Source organism: Micromonospora psammae (assembly GCF_036902725.1).
Classification (GTDB): Bacteria; Actinomycetota; Actinomycetes; order Mycobacteriales; family Micromonosporaceae; genus Micromonospora.
The window spans coordinates 59,205-65,727 of record NZ_JBAKHM010000030.1; the positions used below are offsets into that span (position 1 = coordinate 59,205).

6 protein-coding genes are annotated in these 6,523 nt (G+C 67.6%); 4 read left to right on the forward strand and 2 right to left on the reverse strand.

The features are described from left to right. Positions 1-128 precede the first annotated feature (128 nt). Entirely contained in the window at positions 129-695 is a 567-nt protein-coding gene (locus V6U79_RS26570) for a hypothetical protein (RefSeq protein ID WP_334616260.1), read from the forward strand. A gap of 326 nt (positions 696-1,021) precedes the next feature. Here the strand turns inward: V6U79_RS26570 and V6U79_RS26575 are convergent, their stop codons facing one another. Continuing rightward, positions 1,022-1,996, reverse strand: coding sequence for a helix-turn-helix transcriptional regulator (locus V6U79_RS26575; protein WP_334616261.1), 975 nt, complete (start codon positions 1,994-1,996; stop codon positions 1,022-1,024). Between the two features lie 59 nt (positions 1,997-2,055). Here V6U79_RS26575 and V6U79_RS26580 point away from each other — a divergent pair, with 59 nt between their 5' ends. The 3 genes from V6U79_RS26580 to V6U79_RS26590 all read left to right on the forward strand — a co-directional run bounded on the left by V6U79_RS26580 (position 2,056) and on the right by V6U79_RS26590 (position 4,781). Then, positions 2,056-2,595: a mycothiol transferase gene (locus tag V6U79_RS26580; RefSeq protein WP_334616263.1), complete on the forward strand. Its 540-nt coding sequence runs from the start codon at positions 2,056-2,058 to the stop codon at positions 2,593-2,595. 186 nt (positions 2,596-2,781) lie between these two features. Next, positions 2,782-3,954 (forward strand): winged helix DNA-binding domain-containing protein, encoded by a 1,173-nt coding sequence (locus V6U79_RS26585; protein ID WP_334616264.1) that lies wholly within the window; start codon positions 2,782-2,784, stop codon positions 3,952-3,954. 248 nt (positions 3,955-4,202) lie between these two features. Further along, on the forward strand, positions 4,203-4,781 hold the full coding sequence (locus V6U79_RS26590; RefSeq protein ID WP_334616265.1) for a dienelactone hydrolase family protein: 579 nt from the start codon (positions 4,203-4,205) through the stop codon (positions 4,779-4,781). Positions 4,782-5,234: 453 nt separating this feature from the next. Here V6U79_RS26590 and V6U79_RS26595 read toward each other — a convergent pair whose 3' ends face one another. Continuing rightward, a complete protein-coding gene (locus V6U79_RS26595) occupies positions 5,235-6,104 on the reverse strand; it encodes a hypothetical protein (protein ID WP_334616269.1) in 870 nt (289 codons plus the stop codon). Between the last annotated feature and the right edge of the window lie 419 nt (positions 6,105-6,523).

Here is a 6,523-nt window from a genome sequence, read left to right on the forward strand (position 1 = left end):
CGGTCGGCGGCAGATCCGCGCACCGCGAGCAGCTCAAACGCAGTCCGGGGCGACCCGGGAAGCGGATTCCGTCCATTATCATTTCCGCCGCTGGCTGCTGGGGCACGGCACTTCCACCCGGAGGGGACATGGCGACGGTCTGGGGCGTCCTGGTCGAGGCGCAGCGGCTCCCGTGGTCGTTCACGCCTTTCGAGCGCGTCGGCCCGTTGGAGTTCGGCATGACACACGACCAAGTTCAGGCCGCGGTGCATGGCGCCCTCAGCGTTGCCGTCTCGCAGGGCACCTCGGGCAGTGACGGGTGGGCGGAATTCTGGCCTGAGCGACGCACTGACGCGAGCTTCTCCGGGCCGGCGGTTACCACCTATTACGACGAGTCGATCGGCCTCGCGGGCATCGCGGTTAATGCGCTGCGTGGCCCACAGGTGACCCTGGAAGGGATGCGACTGGTGGGGCAGACGCCCTCACGCCTGGAGGATGAGTTCACTGACTACCTCGTGGCCCACAGCAGGGAATTGCGGTACTCGCAGTGCGCCGATCCGTGCTCGCCACAACTCGGGTTGGTGCTGCGGGCACAGCGAGCGGGCGACGTTGTGCTGAGCCGCCCAGTGATGGTGGCAAAGGCATGGGCTGATCGCTGCTGGGACACCAGCGAAGGCCGTATTCCGACCCGGGAGTGGAAGACCTTCGAGTGGTAATCCACGCCCGGCCGCTCGCCGGTGGGCGTCTTCGTCAGCCAACTTGGCCACCGTCGCTGTTGTAAGCGCGTCGAGAGCACGAAGATCGGGTACACGCTTCTCGGCACGAGCGTGCGGCGCAACCCGTCGGCAACGGTGAGAGAACCTAGCGCCCTGTCGGCGGCAGATCCGGATGTCGGATCAAGGTGCATCGGCTTTCAGTCGGCCGCGCAACAGCAGCCCGGAGGCCACGCCACGGTCGGCTACCGGGAGTGACGCGCGCGCCGGCATCGACGCATGCTATTGGCCACTGTGTTGGAGTGGTGCAGCCGTGAGCGGCCTTACCTTTATGCTTTCGTCGTCTTCACCTCTTCCGTAGCCTGAATCAGCCGGTCGGCGAGGGCTCGCACCTCCGCTCGCACCTCCGCTGACTGCGTCACGGTGAACGGCATCTGCGTCGCCGCGAGCTGCGTGGCGTACCACTGGGGGTCGTCGGTGCTGCCCCGCAGCAGGCAACTGTGATCGTCGGTGGGTTGTAGGCGGCCCAGTTTCCGGGGAACCGACCGTGCTGCCACTTCGAGGGACGTGTCTATGCGGACTTCGACCTCGTACGTCCACCCGTCCGCCAGATGTTCCTCAACCTCGCGTACCGGGTCGAGGTCGGCCGGGAGCGCGTACGAGCCCTCCATCGTCTCCGCCTGCGTCAACCGGTCAAGTCGAAGTACTCTGCGGGCGTTGGAGGTGTGCGACCAGCACAACAGGTACCAGCGCCCGTGGCGCACCACGACGGCCCACGGATCGACCACCATCTCCCGATCTTGAACGCTGTGCGCGCGGTATCGGACCCGAAGCCGGCGACCGCTCTCGCAGGCCTTTGCCGCGGCTGCTGTGAGTTCGGGGTCCGGGCTCGCTGCCGCGTCGCCTGGATTGTGGGCGCTCACGTGGCGCATGGCTTCGATAGGAGCGGCTGACGAGGCTGGTAATACCTGGACGATCTTACCCAGGCCGGTCGCGACCGGGTGATTTCCATCAACCGCCCCGTGCCACCCCTGTAGCACCGCCATCACCAGCCCCAGCGCCTCCGGGGCCGTGAGTATCAGTGGTGCGAGGCGAGGCCCACGTCCGATCCGATAACCGCCATATGGTCCGCTGACCGACTCGATCGGCATTCCGGCCTCACGAAGGATTCCGACGTACCTGCGGGCCGCCCGGTCAGACACCCTGAGGCGGGACGCCAGCTCTCCTCCCGTAATCCCGGGCTTGTTCTGGATCAACTCAAGCACCAACAAGGCGCGTGCTGTGGGGCTCAACTCGTGTGACATCGCACCGGCGTCCGGTTCTAGGAAGTAGATCGTCCGGGAATGATCGTAGCCTCGTCGCCATGACGCTGGAACCGCTCACCGAACCGCCGGTTGCCGGCAACGAGCTCGACACCCTGCTCGGCGCCCTCGAACGCAATCGGCGGGTGCTCGCTTGGAAGAGCGCCGACCTCGACGCCGCCGCGATGGCCATCACCGTGGGAACCTCCGCCATCACCCTCGGCGGACTACTGCGCCACCTCACCCGGGTCAAGGAGGACTCGTTCTCGCGAAAGCTGCACGGACGCGAGCCCGAGCCGGCCTGGACCGCCGAGGACTGGGACCGCGACTGGACCTGGACGGCCAACGACGACCCCAACGCCGTGTGGCGGCGGTGGCACGCGGCCGTCGAACAATCCCGCGCGCTCGTCGCCGACGCGATGGCAGACGGCGGACTGGACCGCGCCGAGGGCCGAGCGTTCTCGGGCTGGGGCACGCCCAGCCTTCGTCGAATCCTGGTCGACATGATCGAGGAGTACGCCCGCCACACCGGTCATGCTGACCTGATCCGGGAATCCATCGATGGGCGCGTCGGTGAGAATGCCCCACCGACAGACCGATGAGGAACTGTAAGATCTAATGAGAACTCAACGGGCCGATGAAGATTCTCGGCGAGAACATCAGCGCTTGGACCCGCGTGCAGTGCTGGTTTGTCACCATTTTGTCGGCAGGGTCTTTCGAATAGCGTCAGGGTAGAACCTGGTACCCAGAGCCCCGCTTCGTTCCGAAAGCGATCAAGAAGACTCTTCATGGGATTGGTACGTATGGCCACAGCAGCGCGTAAGGCTCGCGTGAGCCTCAATTCGCGGCAGCTCAACCGGGCAACCCTCGACCGGCAGATGCTTCTGCGCCGGGAGTCGGTAAACGTCGTCGACGCCGTACGACGCGTCGGCGCGCTACAAGCGCAAGAGCCCGCGTCGCCGTACCTCGCCCTGTGGAACCGGCTCGCCGATTTCGACCCGGCGGCCCTCGCGACCGCTTTCGATGAGCGCACCTTGGTCAAGGCGACGCTGATGCGCCTGACGCTGCATGTGGTGCACGCCAGCGACTACCCGTACTTTCACGCGGCGATGCTGCCCAACCTGCGCGGCCCCCGGCTGGGCGACCGCCGCTTCACGGTGAGTGGGCTGTCTATCGCCGACGCCGACGCCCTGCTTCCTCACCTGGCGCTTTTCACCAGTCAGCCGCGCGCCGGCGCGGAGGTCGAGGAGATGCTCGCCGCCCGGCTCGGGGAGCGCAAGCAGGGAGTGTGGTGGGCGCTACGAACGTACGCGCCTCTGCACCAGGTGCCGACCGGCGGACCGTGGTCGTTCAAAACGCCCTCGTCGTACCGCGCCGCCCCAGCCACCTTGGCAGCGGAGAACTGGAGCGACTCCGTACAATTTTTGATCCTGCGTTACCTGGCGGCATTCGGCCCCGCCTCGATGCTCGACATCGCGCAGTTCACCATCCTCAAGCGGTCGGTGGTGCAGAACGCACTGAAAGAACTGGGCGGAAGCATCGAGACGTTGGCCGGCCCGAGTGGCGAAATGTTGTTCGATGTGCCCGTGGGGCGGTATCCCACCGAGGACGCGGTCGCCCCGCCCCGCCTGCTGCCGATGTGGGACAGCATCCTGCTCGCGTACGCCGATCGAAGCCGCGTAATCCCTCCGGAGTATCGCTCGGTAATTCTGCGGCGCAACGGCGACGTCCTGCCGACCCTGCTCATCGACGGTTATGTGGCTGGGGTGTGGCGGCCAGTCGAGGGAGGCATTGAAGCAACGGCCTTTCATCGGCTGACCAGCGACGAATGGGACGGGCTTGCTGCGGAAGCCGCCGCATTGCAGTCGTTCCTGTTGGACCGCGATTCCGCGGTCTACCGCCGGTACGAGCACTGGTGGTCCAAGGACTTGCCAACCGCTGACGTCCGCATACTCACGTGAAAGCGACGGCGCTGTCGGCGGCCAACCGTTCGGCCGGTCGCATGACCATCCGCCTGTCGGCGTCGAACCGGCAGCGGATCACACCCGCCATCGAGGCGCCGGAGTGAGGTTCGCCGCCGAGGTGAGATGTGCGACACGGTCAGCCCGCAGGAACGCATTCTGTCGCAGGCACGCGCCGGAATGCGCCGGTAATCGCCGGCCCGACCTTTCCGACGAGGCGGGCCACCCGAAGTGAAGGAGTGAACGACATGGCCGAGGTGTTGCTGTTCCACCACGCGCACGGGCTGACCGCCGGTGTTCGCGCGTTCGCCGACGAACTCCGTCAGGCGGGCCACACCGTCCACCTCCCTGACCTCTACCAGGGAGAAATCTTCGACACCCTCGACGAGGGCGGAGCATATGCCCAGAAGGTCGGATTCGGTGAGATCCTCGAACGCGGACGGGCCGCCGCCGACGGGCTCCCGGCCGACCTCGTCTACGCAGGCTTCTCGCTCGGGGTCCTGCCGGCGCAGATGCTGACCCAGACCCGGCCCGGCGCGAAGGGCGCGCTGCTGTTCAACGCCTGCGTCCCGACCACCGAGTTCGGCGATGAGTGGCCCGAGGGAGTCCCGGTCCAGATCCACGGCATGGACGCCGACGAGTTCTTCGTCGGCGAGGGCGACATCGAGGCCGCCCGCGCCATCGTCGAATCGACATCCGGCGCCGAGTTGTTCCTCTACCCCGGCGACCGGCACCTGTTCGCCGACAACAGCCTCCCCTCGTACGACGAGACTGCCGCCGCCAAGCTCACCGAGCGGGCACGTGCCTTCCTCGCCAACATCGGGTAGCCGCCCCACCGGAGGCCACCTGAACCGGCGCTACCTGAACCGGAGCATCGCGTCCGCCGGCCGGCGGCGCAGGTCCACACGCGACGTGTCGGCGAGCTTTCGTACCAGAACTGGACAATGCCGAAAGCGAATCGCTCCGGAGTCTGGTGGACAACCCTGGACTGAGCCGCATTTCGCCGCATAGTCGATAGCCAAAGCTCGATGCCGCCTAACGCCGCGATCCTCCACGCCCTACTAACGATGCTGCCAATCATGACGCACTCTCATCGGCAATAGAGTGCCTCGCGAATACGTGCGGGGCGTCTCCGCCGCAGCCATGTGACGCAGCGTCGGAACGTGCGCCGGACGGTTCGCGTTGGTATACGCCGGGTCGCATCAAGGCCAGCGCCGTACCCGCCAGCGGCGGGATCCGACCGCCATGGTCGGGACCCCGCCGCAGGGATGTGGTGCGGGTCAGGCAGCAGTGGCCGCCCGGGACGCCGCCCGCGTGGGCCGGGTTGCGGCGCGGCCGGCGCGGGTCCGCGTGCGATGCACCGACTGGTTCCGCAAGTACTCGCGGGCTGTGGGGGACACGACGCTGGTGAGCAGTCCCTTGGCCAAGGCGTCGGCGAGGCGCCCGTCGATGCTGCTCATCCGCTTACGCAGAGCATCCACGGTGATGCCCAACCGCGCGGCGATGGGTTCGATCGCCCGGCGCCCGAGCCGCAGATCGATGTAAGGCTCGAGGTCGACCTGCTCGAGCAGGCCCAGGCGGGCGGCACGGCGCACCAGCAGGTCGGGATGGCCGTAGGGGACGTGCGGGATGCGGGGGCCGGTGACGCGCTCGACGTCCTCCACCGGCACCGCCTCCCCGGTGCGGCGCAGCAGCTCGTGTCCGGCCCGCCACGCGGCCATACACAGCGCCGCGTGCGGGGCGGGCTTGGCCAGGTCGACGCGGTCGCGCAAGGCGGTGAGGAAACCGGTGAGGATCTCGGCGTCCAGGTCGGCGGCGTCACCGGACCAACCGGCGCGCAGCCGCCCGGCGTGCCGGCGCAGCGCGGGCATCGCCATCGCCACCGCCGCGATGACCCAGGACGGTCCGTCCAGGCGGGCGCGGCGGACCAAGTCCCGCCACACCGCGTCCCGCGCGGTGTAGTCGCGGGGATGGCGCAGCATCCAGTCCCGCAGCGCCGGAAGTGTCATGACACCAGCCGGCAAGCCGGTGTCAGGTCCGAGGGTGTCCAGGTCGAGTGTCATTGGGTCGGGGCCGGTGGTCAGCGCCGTGAAGGCGGCGTCGACGGCGTCCAGCGGCGAGTCGGGCCAGTCCGGGTCAGACACGGTCATGTCCACTCCATGTCCAAAGGAAACCGTCGATGACACGCCGGAGCGATGCCACCGCGGCGCGGAAGACACCGATTGCGCCACGGCGACCTCACAGACCTCTGACAGCCACGCCAGCAGCACGATGACACCGTGTCCGCGCGTCGGCGCGCCGACCTGACAGACACCGGCGGCCGCCGGCGCCGACTCTGACAGCGGTCTGACAAACTGGCCTTGACCTGCGCGTGGACACCGCCAGCGCACTCATGGCACCGGCCGTGCCGGTGGATCTGACAGCCTGGCCGCGCCCTTGCGAGGGGTCGGACAGCCATCTGACCACCCGACCGTGACGCCACGGCGGTGTCCGACAGCCCATCGCTGTGAAGTGACCCCCTGAGACCGGACACCTCCTGACTTGGCATCCTGCTGAGGAGGAGGGAATT